Source organism: Microbacterium sp. SWDP-B6, from assembly GCF_059803615.1.
Map to the genome: position 1 here is coordinate 93,937 of NZ_JAPFGV010000003.1, position 17,904 is coordinate 111,840.

Consider the following 17,904-nt stretch of genomic DNA (forward strand, 5'->3'; position numbering starts at 1 on the left):
GTGCCATGACAGCCGCCACCTCGCCCGATCGCACCGGCGTCGTCATCGTCGGCAGTGTGACCGCAGACGTGACGACCTTCTCGACCCGGCTCCCGGCCCGCGGCGAGACCATCCTCGGAGACGAGTTCACCCTGATGCTCGGCGGCAAGGGCGCCAACCAGGCCGTCGCAGCCGGACGATCCGGAGCACGCACGAGCTTCGTCGGATGCGTCGGCGACGACCTCTTCCACGACCTCGTCGTCACTGGCCTGAGCGACGCCGGCGTCGATCTCGCCCACCTGCGCACCGTGCCCGGGCCGACCGGCATCGCCCACATCCGCGTCGACGCCTCGGCGCAGAACGACATCGTCATGGTGCCGCTCGCGAACGCCGCCCTGAGCACCGAGCAGATCGATGCGGCGCTCACCGCCCTCGCGCCCACCACCTCGGTGCTGCTCACTCAGCTGGAGACCCCGTCGGCCCTCACCGCGCACATCACGTCGCGGGGACGCGAGCACGGCATGACCGTCATCCTCGACCCGGCACCCGCCGCTCCGCTCGACGACGCGGTGTGGGCGAACATCGACATCGTGACCCCGAATGAGACCGAGGCCTCGGTGCTCAGCGGCATCGAGGTGACGGATGCCGCGTCCGCCGCGCTCGCGGGCCGCTGGTTCCTCGACCGCGGGGTCGACGCGGCCGTGATCACGCTCGCCGGTCAAGGCTCGTGCGTCGTGACGGCAGCCGGAGCATCCGTCATCCCCCCGTTCCCGGTCGAGGCCGTCGACACCACAGCCGCGGGCGACGCCTACGCCGGATATCTCGGTGCGGCGCTGGCGAACGGCCTGGAGCTGACGGATGCCGTGCGCATCGCCACGGCCGCCGGCGCGCTCGCCGTCACGAAGCAGGGCGCCTCGCCGAGCCTGCCGCTGCGCGCCGAGGTCGAAGCATTCCTGGCCGCACGAGACGCCCACTGACATCCCCCGAGGAGACATCATGCGCAAGACAGCGACGACCATCAACCCCGCCCTCTCGCGCGTGATCAGCGAGACCGGACACACCGACCTGCTGGTGGTGACCGATGCGGGGCTGCCGATTCCGCCGGGGTCCGAGCGCATCGACCTCGCCTACCGCCCCGGGGCCCCGGCGTTCTTCGACGTGCTCGACACCGTGCTCGCCGAGCTCGTCGTCGAGGGCGCGACCGTCTCTGCGGAGGTGGCCGAGAAGAGCCCCGAGGTGCTCGCCGCGCTGCGCGAGCGCTTCGCCGATCAGGATTTCGAGATCGAGCTGATCCCGCACGTCGAGTTCAAGAAGCTCACGCACTCGGCGCGCGCGTTCGTGCGCTCGGGAGAGTTCACCCCGTACGCGAATGTGATCCTGCACGCAGGGGTGGCGTACTGACATGAACGACACGATCGACCGCCACTCCGCGGCGCCCATGTACGACCAGCTGCGTCAGCTGATCATCGAGGGCATCTCGAGAGACGGCCTGCAGCCGGGCGACCCCCTGCCCGGCGAGCACCGCCTGTGCGAGCGCTATGGCATCTCCCGCACGGTCGTGCGTCAGGCGCTCGCCCAGCTCGAACACGAGGGGCTCGTCGAGCGGGTCAAGGGAAAGGGCACTTTCGTGTCCCGCCCGCGCACCAGCGAGAGCCTGGTGCACACGCTGGTCGGTCTGTACGACGACGTCGAGCGCCGCGGCGGCCACGTGCACAGCGATGTGCTGCGGCACGAGCAGACCCTGGCCGACGACGAGATCGCGGCGGCCCTCGAGGTCGAGGTCGGCGCTCCCGTCGTGGTGCTCGACCGCCTCCGTCACGTCGACGGCGAACCGTGGTCGCTCTCCACGACCTGGATGCCGGATGCCGTCGGCGGCGTCACCCTCGGCGTCGACCTGTCGGAGCGATCCCTGTATCGACTGCTCGCCGATCACGACATCGTGGCCACCAGCGGCGTCCGCTCCGCCGAGGCCACCGTGGCCACCCACGAGCAGGCGCAGTATCTCGGCGTGAGCGCCGGCTCGGCCCTGCTGCGGCTGCGCAGTGTGAGTCGTTCCGCCGACGGCATCCCGATCGAGTACTTCGTGGCCCACCACCGCGGTGACCGCTCGCGCTTCGAATTCCAGCTGCAGCAGGAGCAGTCGCACGCGTCGCTGCTGCACGTCGACGACGACGGCGGCACCTCGCGCGCCGGCACTGTTCGCTGACCGGCACTGTTCGCTGACCGGCACTGATCGGTAGCAGAGTGCGCTGAGGCGGCTAGCCTGGCAGCGGAGCATGCGTCGCACCGGGCGACGCGAGCAGGGGGGCAGACACGATGGTCGACGACGCGCATCCACCGACTTCGGAACCCGAACCGGTCATCCCGCCGCCTCCGACTGCGGCTCCCGGTGATCTCTCTTCGTCGGTCCCCCTGGCGCCGCCGCTGAGTGGGCCACCCGCACCTCCCGGGTCGCCGCCGCCTGCACCCGGCGGGCCCGTCGCGCCGCCGCTGCCCCCGTATGCGTCGGGCCGGCAGCCGGGGCAGCACCCGCAGCAGCCGCCAGGGCAGTACCAGCAACAGGGCGGGAACTACCCGCCTCAGCAGCCCGCCTCGTATCCGGCCCCGTACCAGGCGGGCCAGCAGGCTCCCGCTCCCTCTGGCGCGGCGTATCCGTACCCCTCCGCACCGCCGAGTCCTCCCTCGCGCTCGGGCAGGACCCTCGGCATCGTGATCGCGGCGGTCGCGGCATTCGTGCTGATCATCGCCGTCGGAGTCGGCGTGGCCGTGAGCCTGCTGATGAGTTCGCGCGAGCCGGTCGCCGCACCGATGCCCTCCGCGACGGCCGCGGCTCCCAGCGAGCCCTCCGACGACCCCTCCACCGAGGAGTCGCCGTCCGACGACCCGGGTGACGCCGACGCATCCGCGATCGCCGACGTCCTCCAGGCGAAGATCGACGAGTACAAGCGGCTGCGCGACAGCGGAGCGCTGTGGCAGAGCATCCCCGACACCGAGTTCAACCGCACTGCCGTCTCGGCCTTCCTGTATTTCCTCACCGACATGAAGGTCGCGACGATCTGGGGCGTCGATGAGGCGCAGGCGCAGGAGTACGAGGAGCGGATGACGATGCTCGAAGAGCGCCTGCTCGCTGAACAGCCGCTCGGCGACGACATCCAGATCACGCTCGAAGACGAGGTCTTCACGTACGACGGCGAGACGGGCGAGGGCGGCTACACGGCCAGGTAGCGGGGCGTTACGCTCGAAGGATGAGCGACTGGACCAGCACCGCGATCGCCCTGCTGGAAGCCGACGCGAACCGCAGTGCCGACACGCACCTGCACCTGTTCCCGCTGCCGCCCGAGTGGGGCATCGATCTGTACCTGAAGGACGAGTCGGTGCACCCCACGGGGTCGCTCAAGCACCGTCTCGCGCGCTCGCTGCTCCTGTACGGACTCGTCAACGGCCGCATCACGGAGCACTCGACCCTCGTGGAGTCGTCGAGCGGATCCACCGCCGTCTCGGAGGCGTACTTCGCGAGGATGCTGGGGCTGCCGTTCGTCACGGTCGTGCCGCGGTCGACGAGCCAGGAGAAGATCGACCTCATCGAGTTCTACGGCGGACGCTGCCACTTCGTCGACCGCGCAGAGGACATGTCTCCCGAGGCCCAGCGTCTCGCGTCTGAATGCCACGGGCACTACCTCGACCAGTTCACCTTCGCCGAGCGCGCGACCGACTGGCGCGGCAACAACAACATCGCCGAGAGCGTGTTCAGCCAGCTGTCGCAGGAACGGCATCCGATCCCCCGCTGGATCGTCGTGGGTGCGGGCACCGGCGGCACCAGCGCGACCTTCGGGCGATACGTCAAGTACCGCCGCCACGAGACGCAGATCGCCGTCGTCGACCCCGAGGGCTCGGCCTTCTACGACGGATGGGCGGGAACCGTCGATCCGCCTCCCGGGCGCCCCAGCCGCATCGAGGGCATCGGCCGACCCCGCGTCGAGGCCTCGTTCGTGCCGACGGTGATCGACGAGATGATCCGCGTGCCCGATGCGGGGTCGATCGCCGCGATCCGGATGCTGCGCGAGCGCACCCTGCACCTCGCCGGAGGCTCGACCGGCACCAACCTGTACGGGGCGTTCCAGCTGATCGCGCGCATGCGCGCGGCGGGCGAGACCGGCAGCATCGTCACGCTGATCTGCGACAGCGGCATCCGCTACGCCGGCACGTACTTCAACGACGAGTGGGTCGCGCAGCAGGGCTGGGACCTCGCCCCGCACCGCGAGCGCCTCGATCGCTTCCTCGACACCGGCGACTGGGTCGACTGACCGGGGTTCGGCTCACCTGCCGTTCACAACTCAGCACGGACACGCCGGATCGGCCACCTGGCCACGGTCTTCGGGTGCTTTCCGAGCGATGATGCTGAATTGCGAACGGCTACGCTGGCCGCATGACTACTCTCATCCTCACTGTCGCGGGTGCTGATCGCCCAGGGCTCGTCGCTGCCGTCGCCGATGTCGTCGAGGCCCACGGCGGCAACTGGGAGAACAGCTCGCTGGCCGAGCTCGCCGGAACGTTCGCCGGCGTGATCGAGGTATCGGTCGCAACGGAGCGCACGGACGAACTGCAGGATGCCCTGCGCGGCCTGCAGGGCCAGGGGCTCCTGACCCTCGCGGTTCTCACCGGCTCCCCGGCAGACACGGACGCCGAGGACCAGATGCTCGAGATCCGGGTGCTCGGCAACGACCGGTCCGGCATCGTCCGCGAGGTGTCGAACGTGCTGAGCGCGCACGACCTGAGCATCGAAGAGCTGGCGACCGAGACCCGGGATGCCGCGATGGCCGGCGGCCGCCTGTTCGAGGCGTCCGTGATCGCGCGAGTACCCGCGTCGGTCGACCTCGACGCCCTGCGCCGTGACCTCGAACGCATCGCCACCGAGATCCAGGTCGACATCACCCTCGCCTGACACGTCACCCATGGCCGACGGAATCAGCATCTCGATCGCGGACCGCCTCACAGCGGATGACCTTCGCCGGATCGAGGCGCTTCTCCCTCAGCTCTCGACGACCGCTCGATTCGACTCGGAACGGGTGCTCTCGTTGCTCCAGGCGCAGAACACCGACCTGTTCGTCGCGCGCGAGTCAGGCCGCATCGTGGGAATGGCCACCCTCGTGACGGCCCCGCTCATCACCGGATGGCACGGAAGCATCGAAGACGTCGTGGTCGATCAGAGCACCCGTGGACGAGGCATCGCACGCCTGCTGCTCGAAGCGATCATCGACGAGTCGCAACAGCGGGGGCTGCCGACACTCGACCTGACGTCCCGACCGTCTCGCGAATCGGCGTTGCGCCTCTACGAGTCCGTCGGCTTCGTCCGTCGCAACACGAATGTGCTGCGCTTCGCACCGCAGGGAGACTGAATCGAGGCGAGCATCGCGACCCCGCCGAACTCAGTCCGGCTCGACGGCCGACCCCTCGGCGACGATGTCGGTCTCGGTGTACCGCCGCACCCAGTACTCGGTCTGCGCGACGTGTGCGGATGCCGCAGCCGAGGCCGCGACGGGATCCGCCGCCGCGAGCCCGCGGAGTATCGCGCGGTGCCCGGCGTCCGAGTGCAGCTTCAGCTCGGCCGCGTCACCGGCATCCGGAATCCGATATGCCCGCGATCGTGAGCGCAGCACGTCGATGAGACTCGTGAGGGCGTCATTGCCGGCGACCTCGGAGATCGTCATGTGGAAGGCGTGGTCGAGGCGCGAGTGGTCCTCGAAATCGTCGCTGGCCTCGATCTCATCGAGCACGCCGCTGAGCTCCTCGAGGGTTGCGGCATCGATGCGGGCCGCGGCGAGCGCGGCGGCATGCGGTTCGAGCACGCGACGCAGCTCGGTCAGCTCGAGCACTCCGGCCATGGGCAGCAACCCGACCGTGAGGGACAGACTGCCGATCAGGTCGGCGGCGCGCAGTTCGCTGACGTAGCTGCCGGAGCCGTGGCGGGTCTCGAGCACTCCGAGTGCGGCCAGCATGCGGATGGCTTCGCGCAGGGATCCTCGCGAGACACCGAGCGTCTCGCACAGTTCGCCCTCGCTCGGCAGACGGTCGCCGGGGCGCAGGGCCCCGTCGGCGATCAGCGCACGCAGCCCGTGCAGAGCCGTATCCAAAGCGCTCATCGTGATCCTCTCTGACACCGGCCACTCCCCTGCGAGTCTGTCGGACGCGCGCTCTTCATCAAATTCGTATGACAACTATGTTTCATCTTCACCTTTCCATAGCCATATCGGAACCTCTGTGGCAAAGTTGTGCAACAACTCCCCCACTGCACCGACGAGGACCGATGCCTGCACCACTCTTCCCCGCACCGCTCACGCTGAACTCCGGCATCCGAGCCCGTGATGCGTGGCCGCTCGATCCCGACGTGATCCATCTGAACCACGGCTCTTTCGGCGCAGTCCCCACCGCCGTCGTCGAACAGCAGGATGCGCTGCGCCGCCGCGCCGACCTGAGCCCGGTCGAGTGGTTCCCCCGCATCGCCGAGCGCGTGCAGCAGGCCCGCGAGCGCACCGCACCGTTCGTGGGCGCCTACGCCGAAGACAGCGTCTTCGTCCCCAACGCCTCGGCCGCGGCCACCGTCGTCTACAACGCCCTGCACCTCGAGCGCGGCGACGAGATCCTCGTGACCGACCAGGGCTACGGCGCGATCACGATGGGGGCGCAGCGTCTGGCCCGTCGCTTCGGAGCATCCGTCCGCGCCGTCGAGCTGCCGCTGCTCGCCTCCGACGACGAGGTCGTGCAGCGCTTCGCCGACGCGCTCACCCCGAGCACTCGCCTGATCGTGGTCGACCAGATCACCTCCCCCACGGCCCGGATGCTGCCGACGCGCCGCATCGCCGAGCTCGCCGCCGAGCGCGGCATCCGCACGCTCGTCGACGGCGCCCACGCCCCCGGTCTCGTCGCGGATGCCGCGGCTGTCGCCGGCGGCGACTGGTGGTTCGGCAACCTGCACAAGTGGCCCTGCGCCCCGCGTGGTTCGGCGCTGCTCGTCACGACCGCACCCGACCGAGACGACCTCTGGCCGCTCATCGACTCGTGGGCCGCGAACGAGCCCTACCCCGAGCGCTTCGACACCCAGGGCACGATCGACGCGACGACCTACCTGGCCACCCCCGCGTCGATCGAGTTCATCGAGCGCGAGTTCGGCTGGCACAACGCCCGCCAGGCGATGGTGCAGATGGCGGATGCCGGTGCCGAGATCATCGCCGAAGGCCTGCGCCCCTACGGCGACGAAGACCCCCTCACCCCGCTGCCCTCGCCCGTGCCGTCGATGCGGCTCGTGCGTCTGCCGCTCGGACTCGGATCCACACGGGAAGAGGCCGACGCCCTGCGCATGGATCTGCTCGACGAGACCGGCGTCGAGACCGCGTTCACCAGCTTCCGCGGCGTCGGCTACTTCCGCCTGTCGGCGCACCTCTACACCGAGGCGTCGGACTTCGAGGCCTTCGTCGAGCGCTGCATCCCGCAGATCCTCCGCCGAGCCGGCATCCGTACCCCCGACTCGATCATCGTCTCCTGACCCGACCACCCGATCCGCACCCACCAGCTCCACCCACCACCCGATCCACACCCACCCGACCCACCCGACCCACCACCACCACCAACTGAGAGGCACCTCGTGAAGAAGAACAGAATCTTGACGACCGCCGCGGGAATCGGCACCGTCGCCGCACTCGCGCTCACCGGCTGTTCCGCAAGCGGCGGCGAATCCGCCGACGGCACCGTCACCCTGCAGATGGTCGAGAGCCTGACCAACCCTGCACGCACCGACCTGCTCCGCGGGCTCCTCGACGATTTCGAGAAGGCGAACCCCGACATCAAGGTCAAGCTCGTCTCGCCGCCCACCGAGCAGGCGGATGCGAAGATCCAGCAGATGCTGCAGTCCGGAAAGGGCGTCGACGTCCTCGAGGTCCGCGACATCACGGTCGGCCCGTTCGCCAACAACGGCTGGCTGCACGACATCTCGGGCGACCTCGAGAAGTGGGACGGCTGGGACGCCCTGACCGACAACGCCCAGGCTGCGTCGGTGGCCACCGACGGCAAGAGCTACTTCGTGCCCTACGGCTTCTACGGCCTGTCGCTCTTCTACCGCACCGACCTGGTCGAGGAGGCCGGCTTCGACGGTCCCCCGCACAGCTGGAAGGACCTGCTCGAGCAGGCCAGCGCCATCCAGGACCCGTCGAACAACATCTACGGCTACGCGTTCCGCGGGGGTGCGAACGCGAACAGCAACGTGGTCGCGGCGATCGAGGCCTACACGATCGACGGCCTCGACGTCGATGACGCGTTCCTCATGGAGGACGGATCGACGATCTTCGCCGCCCCCGAGGCGCAGGAGGCCGTCGATGACTACTTCGACCTGTTCAAGGAGGCCTCCCCGCCCTCGGCCGTCTCGTGGGGCTACCCCGAGATGGTCGCAGGCTTCACCAACGGCACCACGGCGTTCCTGCTGCAGGACCCTGAGGTCATCGCCACGGTGCAGGACTCGTCGCTGACCGAAGACCAGTGGGACACCGCTCCGCTGCTCGTCGGCCCGTCGGGCAAGGCCGCGCAGCCGCTGGCCGTCGCCGGCTGGGGCGTCGCCGAGAACAGCGAGCACCAGGATGCCGCAGTCAAGCTCGTCGAGTTCCTCTCGTCGGCCGAGCCCGCGACCGAGTTCGCCCAGGCCAACAGCCTCGTGCCGATCATCTCGGATGCCGCGGACGACGAGTTCTACTCGACCGGCCCGTGGACCAGCTACGTCACCATGACGGAGGATCCCGAGACGTACGTGAACGTGCGTCAGCCGCGCGGCGTCAGCTGGTGGACCGAGTGGATCCAGAAGTCCGACCAGGATGTGCAGAACGTGCTGCTCGGCAACATGTCGACCAGCGAGCTGCTCGAGTCGTGGGATGCCTTCTGGACCGAGAAGTACGCAGCGGAAAAGGGCTGATCCGTGACCCGGACCGCTCTCGAAGGGGGCTCCGTCGGCACCGCCGGCGGGGCCTCCCCGGCATCCCGCCGGCGCCGCCCGTTCCGTGGCCGCCACGCGCTGACGCTGCTGGCCTTCATGGCCCCGGCGATCGTGTTCGTGTGCTGGTTCACCTACTGGCCCATGCTGCAGGGCGCACGCATGGCCTTCCACGACTGGAACCTGTGGGATCTCACGTCTACCCCCTGGGTGGGCTTCGACAACTTCGTCACCGTCTTCCAGGACCCGGCGTTCCCCGTCGTCGCGTGGAACTCGGTGCTCTGGGTGGTCGGCTCGCTCGTGCCGCAGCTCGTGATCGGGTTCCTGATCGCGCTCGCGCTGCGCAAGCGGTTCCGCTTCCGCGGGCTCTACCAGGCCCTCGTGTTCTTCCCGTGGGCGGTGTCGGGATTCCTGATCGGGATGCTCTTCCGCTGGATGTTCAACGCGGAGTTCGGCGTCGTGAACGACCTGCTCATGAAGGTCGGTCTGATCGACGCCCCGCTCCCCTGGCTGGCCGATCCGAAGCTCGCGATGTTCGCGGTCATCGTGGCCAACATCTGGTACGGCGTGACGTTCTTCGCGATCATGATCCTCGCCGCGCTCCAGTCGGTGCCTGACGAGATGCTCGAGGCCGCGAGCCTCGACGGCGCCGGCAAGGTCCGGCAGCTGTTCTCGATCATCATCCCGTACATCTCGATGACGCTGTTGCTCACGATCCTGCTGCGCATCATCTGGATCTTCAACTTCCCCGACATCATCTACGCGATGACGAACGGCGGGCCGGCGAACCAGACGCACATCGTCACGACGTGGATGATCAACTACACCCAGCAGGGCAACTACGGCATCGCGAGTGCGATCGGACTCATCGTGGTCGCGTTCCTGTTCGTGTTCTGCGCGTTCTACCTGATGGCGATGCGGAAGGTGCAGCGATGACCATCACCGGCACAACAGTCACCGAGACCCGTCGTCTCACCGTTCCCGACATCGCGAAGGCACCGCGACCTGCGCGCAAGGTGTCGGTCGGCGGCGTCGTGCGTGTGGTCGGGCTTCTGCTCTGGCTCGTCATCACGCTGTTCCCGCTGTACTGGATCGCGCTGACGTCGTTCAAGTCGCCGGGCACGATCAACTCGTTCCCGATCGAGTACTGGCCGTCAGAGCCCTCGTTCGACAACTACGTCAGTCTGTTCCAGCAGAGCTCGTTCGGGGTGTTCCTCGCCAACTCCGCGATCGTGGCGACGATCGCGGGCGCGGTGGCGACGCTGATCGCGCTGCTGAGCGCCTACGTGATCGCCCGCTTCGAGTTCCGCGGCAAGGGCACGGTGCTGGTCGCGTTCCTGCTGACGCAGATGATCCCGGCGTTCATCGCGCTCGGCCCGCTGTACTCGATGATGACCGACCTCGGCCTGGTCGACACCAAGCCCGGTCTGATCCTCGTGTACATCGCGGTCTGCATCCCGTTCTCCACCGTGATGCTGCGCGGGTTCTTCGAGAACGTCCCCGACGCCCTCGAAGAGGCGGCGATGATCGACGGATGCTCGCGTTTCGGCGCTCTGTTCCGGGTGCTCGTGCCGGTGATGACCCCTGGCATCATCGCCGCGTTCATCTTCAACTTCGTCAACTGCTGGAACGAGCTGTTCCTGTCGGTCGTGCTCATGAACACCGATGAGAACCGCACGGTGCCGTCGGCGCTGAACGGCTTCATCTCGACGTTCAACATCGACTGGGGTTCGATGTCGGCGGCCGCCGTGCTGACGATCCTGCCGACGATGGTGATGTTCGCTCTCGCGAGTCGCTGGATCGTGCAGGGACTGACAGCCGGAGCCGTCAAGGAGTAATCGCTCCCGCGCATGACGAAGGCCGCCGTTCATTTCGAACGGCGGCCTTCGTCATGCGGTCATCAGACCAGGCGCGCCTTCGGCGACACCGAGTAGGTGGCCTCGGCGTCGCGGTTGACCGTGTCGCCCAGTGCGGCGTCGATGGCCGCGAGGGTGTCGGCGTCGAGCGTGACACCCGAGGCCTTGACCGTCTCGGCGAGCTGCTCGGGGCGCGAGGCTCCGACGAGAGCGGCGGCGACGTTCGGGTTCTGCAGCACCCACGCGATCGCGAGCTGCGGCATCGACAGGCCCGCCTCTTCGGCGATCGGCTTGAGCTTCTGCACCGCGGTGAGGATGTCATCCTGCAGGAAGCTCTTGATGAACTCCGAGCCGCTGTGCGGGTCGGTCGCGCGCGAGCCCTCGGGCACCGGCTGGCCCGGAAGGTACTTGCCCGACAGCACGCCCTGCGCCATCGGCGACCAGACGATCTGCGAGATGCCGAGCTCTTCGGAGGCCGGCACGACCTTGCCCTCGATCACGCGGTGCAGCATCGAGTACTGCGGCTGGTTCGAGATCAGCTGCACGCCGAGCTGCTTCGCGAGCGCGTGGCCCTCCTGCAGCTGCTCCGCCGTCCACTCCGAGACGCCGATGTAGAGCGCCTTGCCCTGACGGACGACGTCGGCGAACGCCTGGAACGTCTCCTCCAACGGGGTCTCGTAGTCGAAGCGGTGCGCCTGGTAGAGGTCGACGTAGTCGGTGCCGAGGCGCGTCAGCGAGCCGTTGATCGACTCGAGGATGTGCTTGCGGCTCAGTCCGGTGTCGTTCGGGCCCTTGGGACCTGTGGGGAAGTAGACCTTCGTGAAGATCTCGAGTCCTTCGCGGCGCTGCCCTTCGAGCGCCTTGCCGAGCACGACCTCCGCCGCCGTGTTCGCATACGTGTCTGCCGTGTCGAACGTGGTGATGCCGGCGTCGAGCGCCGCGTGCACCGTCTTGACGGCGGCGTCGTCTTCGACCTGAGAAGCGTGCGTGACCCAGTTGCCATAGGTGATCTCAGAGACCTTGAGACCGCTGTTGCCGAGATAGCGATAGTTGACCATGTCACAACGCTACCGGCCGGCGCAGGGGTGGGGCCCGGATCTCCGTGACCGGTCTCAGCTCTGACGGCTCTCAAGCCGTGATCCCGGTAAGCAGCGTGCCGACATCGTGCGGACGGTCATTCTGCCTGGTCGGATCTGATGGGGAACAGCGTCCGCCCACGGCGCCGTTTCCCTCACTTCGCATTCGCGATAGTCTCGCTGCACAGCTAACGGCAAGGATGCGGTCGTGCCGGCACTTCAATGGGGGAAGCAAGATGAACGATGCTGCGCACGCCTTCGGGTCCCACTTACCGGAGCCACAGGCGAGACAAGCCGACGTCATCTATCTAAACGCCGACCGAGACCAGGTCGTCCTGGGAACAGCTGGGTCTGGGAAGACCCTTATGGCCCTGCACCGCGCATTCTTTCTGTCTAACCCGAATCTGGAACACGGGGGTCCGACTCTTCTAGTCACATTCAACAAAGCTCTGACGAGCAACCTCGCGTATCTTGCCGGGGCACAGACCAAGAATCTACATATCCGCAACTACCACCTCGTCGCTCGCGGCTATCTCTCGAGTCAGGGCTTGATGGGCTATGGAGATGTCCTGGACTGGAGCGCGCGAACGCGCGCTGTCCGCACAGCGATCGAACGACTCTCCGCCGCTGGCGAGACCAACGAAATCCTCAAACGACCCCCAGAGTTTTTCGAGGACGAACTCGACTGGATCTCGGGACACGGGCATAGAACCAAGGAGCAGTATCTCGCGGCAGAACGGAAAGGAAGGCTGGATCCACTCCAGCCCACGCAAAGGGAAACGATGTGGGCCTTACGTGCCGCATATCACGATCGCCGAACCGAGCTAGGTCGCAAGTACGACTGGGACGAACTCGCCTCGGCGATGCGCGCAGCGTTGGCTATCGATGAGTCCCCCCGGATGTACCGCCACGTGGTCATCGATGAGGCGCAGGATCTCCCCCCAGAGGCCCTCCGATCACTCCGTGACCTGATTCCCTCGAACGGCACGGTCACTCTGTTCGCAGACTATGCGCAGCAACTATACGGCCAACGCACTTCCTGGTTATCGTGCGGCCTACACATCATCAGAGAGGAACGCTTCGAGGAGAACTATCGGAATAGCCCAGGCATCGCGAAGCTCGCAATCGCGACGGCCGCACTTCCGCACTTCCGTGATCACGCAGATCTGGTAGAGCCCTCAGCACCTGCGACCTCCGGCATCCAGCCGACGCTTTATCGGGCTGCGAACACACCCGCAGAGCTAAGCGCGGTTCGTGCACAGGCAACTCAATTCGCGAAAAACGGACGAGCAGCGATCCTGACTCGCACTCCGGCGGAAGCGAGAAAGGCCGCGGCAGGCCTAAACTACTCTGAATTGTCAGAGCATTCTTGGTCTGCCGAATCAGGGTTATATATTGGAACGCTATACGCAGCTAAAGGACTCGAATTTGATGCCGTGATACTCCCATTCATGGGATCCGACTTGGCCCCCGAGCCCGGCCATGTGGCCTCTTTCGGACTCGATGAAGCGATGGAGCGCGACTCGAGGTTGGTCTATGTTGGTATCACTCGCGCCCGATCTGAGCTGTTGGTGACTTATCAGGGACAGCTTTCCCCCTTGCTCCCTCCACCAGCGAGCGGACTCTGGACGGTAACCGGGAGCACTCAGTGACCGCGGTAGAGCTAGCCGCTGCGATTTCGAGCCGCGGCATCTCAAGGCTCACTCATTTCACCAATAGCAGAAATCTTCCGCACATTCTCCACGCCGGCGAAATATCGTCAACCGAAAGCCTGCGAGAGCGCGGTGAGCCTTTCGTGATCACTGATCCCGCACGTATCGACGGACACCTCGGGCATGTGTGCTGCAATATCGAATATCCCAACATGTTCTACTTCGATATGGCAACTACGCGGCGCCCCAATGTCAACTATTCGGACTGGGTAGTGTTTTTGATCGACCCAGCTGTCTTACTACAAGAAGGTGTACTCTTTGCGCCGAGTAACGCAGCAAGACGAAGCGGTCGAGATCTTGCTTCCGGACTCGAGGGTTTGATGTCTCAGTATGTCGATACCGTCAACGAACGCCCGCGCTCGTTGAATCACTTTTCCGCGTCTCCGACCGATGTTCAGGCGGAAGTGTTGATCCCGTCCAGTATTCCTTTGTCGGCCGTTCAGGGCATAGTTGTATCCGATGAGGCGTCGCTTAATCGTGGGCTAGCACGACTCGGTCAGCTCCGCCGTGAGCCCGAACGTTTTCCCTGGTTTGTGTCGAGAGAGTTGTTTCGTAAGTACGCGGTCGTGAGTGCCGTGCGATCATCAACAGAAATTCGAGTCGATGGGCCGTACCGTCAATTACTTCCGAAGGAGAGTGAGCCGAATGGACTCCATGGCTGACCGAGCCCGCGGGATGCTCCTCGCAGCTGCAGCGGGCGACGCCCTAGGATGGCCGCAAGAGCCGCGGGGAGGACTTGTCGGCGGTCGCCGCGCGCGCGAGGCTCGTCGACCGCGAGCAGAGTTCACCGCCTGGGAGCGAACATCAGGCTCCCAGTTTCAGCGATACCGAGAGCGGGTTGAGGCTGGCGAGTACAGCGATGACACGCAGCTGATGCTTGCCGTCGCCCGGGCTTGTTTACATGGCACGGGTTGGGCTCGCCATCTCGCCGAAGTGGAGCTCGCCTCATGGCCCGTGTATCAGCGGGGTGGAGGTCGGGCCGTGCTGCGAGCGTCTCGAAGTTGGGCGAAGGGCGGTGCGCCCTGGAGTGATAGCTCGCCGCGTGCACGTGCCACCTCAGACTATCGAGAAGCGGGCGCGAACGGAGTCGCGATGCGTATCGCGCCGCACGTTTTGTACACCCTTAACGAAGCCGATCCGCAGGAGCTATTTCGCCGCGTCATCGTCGATGGCGTGACGACGCACGGACACCCGCGAGCACTGGTCGGGGCGATCACACTGTCCGGAGCGCTGAGGTATGCGCTGACTGCAGACCGACCGGTGGAGCCAATCGATCTGCTGCGCGCCGCGAACGAGTCGTTCCTCTCCGGAGCAGCGGCCGTCGACGTGATGCCGAATGGTTGGTTCACAGGAAGCACGCGTGGCGAGGTTGAGGAACGCGAGGCGTTCGCTTCTCTCTGGGACTCCACGAATGACGAGATGCGGGGGCTTCTCGAGATTGGCGCGCGCTCAATACGCAGAGCAAGTATGTCGAACGTGACGGAGACACTGAGCATCCTGGGTGCCGATGGTGCCGCATCCGGATCCGGGACAGTGAGCGTTGCGGCCGCCATCTACCTCGCAGGCCGATCGGGGACTAGGCCCGAGAGCGGTCTCCTTCAAGCTGCCTTTGAGTCCGGTATTGACACAGACACCGTGGCTGCGATGACAGGCGCACTGCTCGGTGGAATACATGGAACAGCATGGATAGGTGCGCTCGCAAGAGTACAAGATGGCGACTATATCGAAAAGCTCGCTCTGGAGCTCGTTGCCCGAAGCAAGAAGCCGTCGACAGCACGCCGCCCAACGGATCGTGAGTTCTTCGAGCAGCTAGATCGCGATGTGGCGGACGGCCTATTCGCGGATGGCCGACGCTACCGCATTGTGCGGGTCGAGGAGATCTCACGCAAGCCGTGGGTGCGGCGCCACCACCTCCTGCTTGAGGACGGCCAGACGGCGCTTGTCGATCGCGTCCGCAGGTCAGAGCCCGAATGGCACCAGACCCCACTCCCAGCGCCGCTCCCACCAACCAACACGCTCGGATTTGTCGTGACGCTGCCGGCGTCTGACCTGCGGTCAACACGAGTCTTTTACGAACTCGCCCTAGATCAAAAACTCACTGACTCGGACGGACGCCTGCAGGTCAGCGATCACCTCGTGTTCGTGCCGATGAAGAGCGCTCTCGAGTGGACGCCAGACGCCCGTCTTCGGTTCGGGCTGAGTTCAAGTGCTTTCGCGAACGTGCGGTCTCGATTTGAGGATCTAGGTGGAGGGGAGCTCGCAGAAGATGTCCTGACACTCAAGGATCCGGATGGGCGGACCGTCACAGTGGTGAAAATTCTGTGATGCACGCCACTCGGCTCGCGCCAATAGAGCTACACACGAGCGCGCCTCGCGACCTTCGAGCGTCGGCCTTCAGGCTAACGCCGATCCGTAGTCCGCGCGTCCCGGAACAGGCACTAGGGATTTCCACCTCTCGCGCCCATACCCAACCGGCGTGTTGCATCCATCGAGGAGGCACCCGCCCTGCCAAACGATGTAGCACTTCATGCGGTGACGCGTCCCGTAGCTGGATCGGGCCGCTGCTCCAAATGCTCAGTCGGGTCGACGCTCTCACGATTTGACATCGACCGACTCGCTTGATCACCGAAGCAACCACCCGCATGTCGTCGCACGCACCGTACCGTGCTGTCAGGCGCGCGACTCGACCAGCTGCTCCTGCTCCTCGAGCGTCTGGGCCTGCGCACGCTTCTCCGCGAGCTCGCGCTCCTCGGCCTGCGCCCGCTCCTGCTCCGCCTGCTCGGCTTCCTTGCGCTCGGCCCGCGTCTGCGGCTCGGCGGGCGACGCATCCGCCTGGATCCCCTGCGACTGCACGGTCACGATCGCTGCCCTGTCGCGGAATCCCTCGGCCGTCACCTTGTCGAGTGCGACCTGCCTGCGGATCGCGGCGGCCTTCTCATAGAGCGACGGGTCGCCGTACGACGTGAGCACCTTCACGAGCACCGGCAGCAGCTCGATCATGAAGAACAGCGCGGCGATCAGGATGTGCGCCCACAGGATCGTCGGCTCCTTCTCGCTCAGGCGGTTGAGGCCGCTGATCTGGCTCAGCAGACCGATCGCTCCCGCATTGCCGGATGCCACGGATTCGGCCCGCGCGTTGTACGCATCGAGCGCGGCATCGTAGGTGTCGCGCGCGGCGGGCAGCTGCGACTGCGCCTCTTCGCGGTTCTGCGTCTCCGACGTGCTGGTGTTCTCCTTGGCGGCGGTGCCGGCGGCGGCGAGTTCCTCGTTGGCTGTGCGCAGCTGCGCGGCGAGCGCGTCATAGGTCTGCTGCGCCTCGGCCAGCTGGGCCTCGGCGGCATCCGAGCTCGCGCCCTCGCCGTTCACGCCGGTGCAGCCGGGAACCGTGCCCGCGCCCTCACCCGTGAGCTCGCACTGGTACAGGATGCGGGCCTGATCGATCACGGCCTGCTGGGCGGTCATCTTGGCGGTGAGGTCGTCGACCGTCGCCTGAGCGGCGGATTCCGTCGCAGACGACGAGTCGGTGCCGGCGACGATGCCGGTGGCGGCCTGGTTCTCGAGCTCGGCGACGCGGTCGGATGCCGCATCCAGCGCCTTCTTCTCGGGACCCGTCTCCAGTGCCTCCTGGTCGGACTGCGCCTGCGTGATGTTCGTGGCGGCGACCTCGCGGGCGATGTCGTTGTGGAAGATCTGCAGCACGAGCGGCTCGGCGACGACGAAGCCGATGATCGCGGCCATGATCACTCGCGGGATCGCGAGTCCGATGAGCTTCCAGACATTGCGCGTCGACGTCATGGTCGACGTCAGGAACCGGTCGAGGTTGAAGATGATGAGCGCCCACACGACCGCCAGCGGCACGGCCAGCCAAATCGCGGCCTGCACTCCCGTGGTCAGCGCGAACAGCATCGAGATCGCCGAGACCAGCGCGGTGCCGGCGAGCACGAAGAACATCTGCACGAAACGAGGCGTCTCGCCCGGAACGCGGTCGAGGATCTCGCCTTCGGCCCCGCCGAGGATCGCGAGCTTCCGCAGTCGCGAACCCGGCACGCGCGGTGTGCGCTCACGGGGCTGACGGCGGGGCTTCGGCTCGCGCGCAGGCTCGGTGGATGCTGCGGCATCCCGCTCGCCCTCTGTCGCCGGCGCAGAGTCGACCGTGTCCGGCGCCTGCAGATCGGCGCCGGTGGGCTCGTACTCGCGAAGGAAGTCGAGGTCGTCCGTGTCAGCGTTCGGGTCGCTGTCGAGGATGATTCGACCCTGCGAGTCGAACCGGCCGGGGCGGTGGGCAGAATAGGGCATCCCGACAATCTACG

The 17,904-nt window shown here is 66.4% G+C and carries 17 protein-coding genes; 14 read left to right on the plus strand and 3 right to left on the minus strand.

The features are described from left to right. Positions 1-5 precede the first annotated feature (5 nt). The 7 genes from OPU70_RS06435 (at position 6) to OPU70_RS06465 (ending at position 5,375) form a co-directional block, all read left to right on the plus strand. On the plus strand, positions 6-956 hold the full coding sequence (locus tag OPU70_RS06435) for a ribokinase (protein ID WP_042541361.1): 951 nt from the start codon (positions 6-8) through the stop codon (positions 954-956). 19 nt (positions 957-975) lie between these two features. Next, complete coding sequence (rbsD, locus tag OPU70_RS06440; RefSeq protein ID WP_042541360.1) at positions 976-1,380, plus strand: D-ribose pyranase; 405 nt, start codon at positions 976-978, stop codon at positions 1,378-1,380. A gap of 1 nt (position 1,381) precedes the next feature. Beyond that, positions 1,382-2,185, plus strand: a complete 804-nt coding sequence (locus OPU70_RS06445) for a GntR family transcriptional regulator (protein ID WP_042541358.1) — start codon at positions 1,382-1,384, stop codon at positions 2,183-2,185. A gap of 503 nt (positions 2,186-2,688) precedes the next feature. After that, positions 2,689-3,204 (plus strand): flagellar basal body-associated FliL family protein, encoded by a 516-nt coding sequence (locus OPU70_RS06450; protein ID WP_052492983.1) that lies wholly within the window; start codon positions 2,689-2,691, stop codon positions 3,202-3,204. 20 nt (positions 3,205-3,224) lie between these two features. Next, a complete protein-coding gene (locus OPU70_RS06455; RefSeq protein ID WP_079113657.1) occupies positions 3,225-4,283 on the plus strand; it encodes a PLP-dependent cysteine synthase family protein in 1,059 nt (352 codons plus the stop codon). A gap of 122 nt (positions 4,284-4,405) precedes the next feature. Then, positions 4,406-4,921: a glycine cleavage system transcriptional repressor gene (locus tag OPU70_RS06460; protein WP_042541354.1), complete on the plus strand. Its 516-nt coding sequence runs from the start codon at positions 4,406-4,408 to the stop codon at positions 4,919-4,921. A gap of 10 nt (positions 4,922-4,931) precedes the next feature. Then, positions 4,932-5,375, plus strand: coding sequence for a GNAT family N-acetyltransferase (locus tag OPU70_RS06465; protein WP_042541351.1), 444 nt, complete (start codon positions 4,932-4,934; stop codon positions 5,373-5,375). Between the two features lie 30 nt (positions 5,376-5,405). Here OPU70_RS06465 and OPU70_RS06470 read toward each other — a convergent pair whose 3' ends face one another. Beyond that, a complete protein-coding gene (locus OPU70_RS06470; RefSeq protein WP_042541350.1) occupies positions 5,406-6,119 on the minus strand; it encodes a FadR/GntR family transcriptional regulator in 714 nt (237 codons plus the stop codon). A 164-nt stretch (positions 6,120-6,283) separates the two neighbouring features. On the opposite strand from OPU70_RS06470, the gene OPU70_RS06475 reads away from it, so the two are divergent. The 4 genes from OPU70_RS06475 to OPU70_RS06490 all read left to right on the plus strand — a co-directional run bounded on the left by OPU70_RS06475 (position 6,284) and on the right by OPU70_RS06490 (position 10,788). Beyond that, entirely contained in the window at positions 6,284-7,519 is a 1,236-nt protein-coding gene (locus tag OPU70_RS06475; RefSeq protein WP_056374460.1) for an aminotransferase class V-fold PLP-dependent enzyme, read from the plus strand. 99 nt (positions 7,520-7,618) lie between these two features. Then, positions 7,619-8,932: an ABC transporter substrate-binding protein gene (locus tag OPU70_RS06480; protein WP_042541347.1), complete on the plus strand. Its 1,314-nt coding sequence runs from the start codon at positions 7,619-7,621 to the stop codon at positions 8,930-8,932. Positions 8,933-8,935: 3 nt separating this feature from the next. After that, positions 8,936-9,886: a carbohydrate ABC transporter permease gene (locus tag OPU70_RS06485; protein WP_042541346.1), complete on the plus strand. Its 951-nt coding sequence runs from the start codon at positions 8,936-8,938 to the stop codon at positions 9,884-9,886. Continuing rightward, positions 9,883-10,788 (plus strand): carbohydrate ABC transporter permease, encoded by a 906-nt coding sequence (locus OPU70_RS06490; protein ID WP_197066066.1) that lies wholly within the window; start codon positions 9,883-9,885, stop codon positions 10,786-10,788. Before OPU70_RS06485 ends, OPU70_RS06490 begins: the two co-directional genes overlap by 4 nt. 62 nt (positions 10,789-10,850) lie before the next feature. On the opposite strand, the gene OPU70_RS06495 is transcribed toward OPU70_RS06490, so the two are convergent. Next, positions 10,851-11,864: an aldo/keto reductase family protein gene (locus tag OPU70_RS06495; RefSeq protein ID WP_042541345.1), complete on the minus strand. Its 1,014-nt coding sequence runs from the start codon at positions 11,862-11,864 to the stop codon at positions 10,851-10,853. 254 nt (positions 11,865-12,118) lie between these two features. Here OPU70_RS06495 and OPU70_RS06500 point away from each other — a divergent pair, with 254 nt between their 5' ends. From OPU70_RS06500 to OPU70_RS06510, 3 genes are read left to right on the plus strand one after another with little or no spacing between them, the layout of a single operon-like run. Further along, complete coding sequence (locus tag OPU70_RS06500) at positions 12,119-13,534, plus strand: 3'-5' exonuclease (protein WP_455903722.1); 1,416 nt, start codon at positions 12,119-12,121, stop codon at positions 13,532-13,534. After that, positions 13,531-14,256 carry a DarT ssDNA thymidine ADP-ribosyltransferase family protein gene (locus OPU70_RS06505; protein ID WP_498557370.1) on the plus strand — a complete coding sequence of 242 codons (726 nt, stop codon included), beginning with the start codon at positions 13,531-13,533 and terminating at the stop codon, positions 14,254-14,256. The genes OPU70_RS06500 and OPU70_RS06505 overlap by 4 nt, the downstream gene beginning before the upstream one ends. Positions 14,257-14,269: 13 nt before the next feature. Next, positions 14,270-15,919 (plus strand): ADP-ribosylglycohydrolase family protein, encoded by a 1,650-nt coding sequence (locus tag OPU70_RS06510; protein WP_455905586.1) that lies wholly within the window; start codon positions 14,270-14,272, stop codon positions 15,917-15,919. A 345-nt stretch (positions 15,920-16,264) separates the two neighbouring features. On the opposite strand, the gene OPU70_RS06515 is transcribed toward OPU70_RS06510, so the two are convergent. Further along, the gene (locus OPU70_RS06515) at positions 16,265-17,890 is read right to left on the minus strand and encodes a DUF4407 domain-containing protein (RefSeq protein ID WP_455903724.1); all 1,626 of its coding nucleotides are present in this window, start codon (positions 17,888-17,890) and stop codon (positions 16,265-16,267) included. Positions 17,891-17,904: the final 14 nt, after the last annotated feature.

Coding starts and splice junctions, on each gene's coding strand:
- OPU70_RS06500 (WP_455903722.1), top strand. CDS start 12,119: ATGAACGATGCTGCGCACGCCTTCGGGTCCCACTTACCGGAGCCACAG.
- OPU70_RS06515 (WP_455903724.1), bottom strand. CDS start 17,890: ATGCCCTATTCTGCCCACCGCCCCGGCCGGTTCGACTCGCAGGGTCGA.
- OPU70_RS06465 (WP_042541351.1), top strand. CDS start 4,932: ATGGCCGACGGAATCAGCATCTCGATCGCGGACCGCCTCACAGCGGAT.
- OPU70_RS06435 (WP_042541361.1), top strand. CDS start 6: ATGACAGCCGCCACCTCGCCCGATCGCACCGGCGTCGTCATCGTCGGC.
- OPU70_RS06455 (WP_079113657.1), top strand. CDS start 3,225: ATGAGCGACTGGACCAGCACCGCGATCGCCCTGCTGGAAGCCGACGCG.
- OPU70_RS06490 (WP_197066066.1), top strand. CDS start 9,883: ATGACCATCACCGGCACAACAGTCACCGAGACCCGTCGTCTCACCGTT.
- OPU70_RS06445 (WP_042541358.1), top strand. CDS start 1,382: ATGAACGACACGATCGACCGCCACTCCGCGGCGCCCATGTACGACCAG.
- OPU70_RS06510 (WP_455905586.1), top strand. CDS start 14,270: ATGCTCCTCGCAGCTGCAGCGGGCGACGCCCTAGGATGGCCGCAAGAG.
- rbsD (WP_042541360.1), top strand. CDS start 976: ATGCGCAAGACAGCGACGACCATCAACCCCGCCCTCTCGCGCGTGATC.
- OPU70_RS06470 (WP_042541350.1), bottom strand. CDS start 6,119: ATGAGCGCTTTGGATACGGCTCTGCACGGGCTGCGTGCGCTGATCGCC.
- OPU70_RS06460 (WP_042541354.1), top strand. CDS start 4,406: ATGACTACTCTCATCCTCACTGTCGCGGGTGCTGATCGCCCAGGGCTC.
- OPU70_RS06475 (WP_056374460.1), top strand. CDS start 6,284: ATGCCTGCACCACTCTTCCCCGCACCGCTCACGCTGAACTCCGGCATC.
- OPU70_RS06495 (WP_042541345.1), bottom strand. CDS start 11,864: ATGGTCAACTATCGCTATCTCGGCAACAGCGGTCTCAAGGTCTCTGAG.